Annotated in this window: 1 protein-coding gene; it reads left to right on the forward strand. The window is 63.5% G+C overall.

Annotated features, from left to right (window positions below):
* Positions 1-488, forward strand: a 488-nt coding sequence (locus tag BFV97_RS18190; RefSeq protein WP_069301770.1) for a DUF6927 domain-containing protein, incomplete at both ends; no start/stop codon positions are given.

Below are 488 nucleotides of genomic sequence, written 5' to 3' on the forward strand. Positions count from 1 at the left end.
CAAAACCGAACTGGTCAAGGCCTGCAAGGTCGCCTCCACCTGGTATGCGGCGGCAAGGGTCACCAATCTCGACGGCACCGCTGTCGAAGACGCGACCTATGTGACCGATCCGGATGGCTCCATCACTTTCGGGGCTGTCTTCCTCACCCGATACGATGACGGCTGCTGGGGCTACAAGGATATGGAGGAAAGCGCTGGCCCCAACGAGTCGCGTGCCCCCCTTGGGTTGATCGAGCTTCTCTCCAACCTGAAAAACCCGGACAGCTACGCGCAGGACTGGCGCCAGCGCTGCCGGGATTGGGCTTCGATCCCGGACTACGAGGAAGGCGACAAGATCAGGATCGCGGCCCCTGTGACGCTCACCGATGGCAGCACCTGCCAGATCGTCACCGCGACCCACTACAGGCGGGGGCGGCAAAAGCGCCGCTGCTACCGTATCGAGGAAACCGGCGGGCTCGTACGCCTGTCGAAAGCCTCGCTCGCGGGCT

The sequence above is a fragment of the Neptunicoccus sediminis genome (genome assembly GCF_001719615.1).
Taxonomy (GTDB): domain Bacteria; phylum Pseudomonadota; class Alphaproteobacteria; order Rhodobacterales; family Rhodobacteraceae; genus Amylibacter; species Amylibacter sediminis.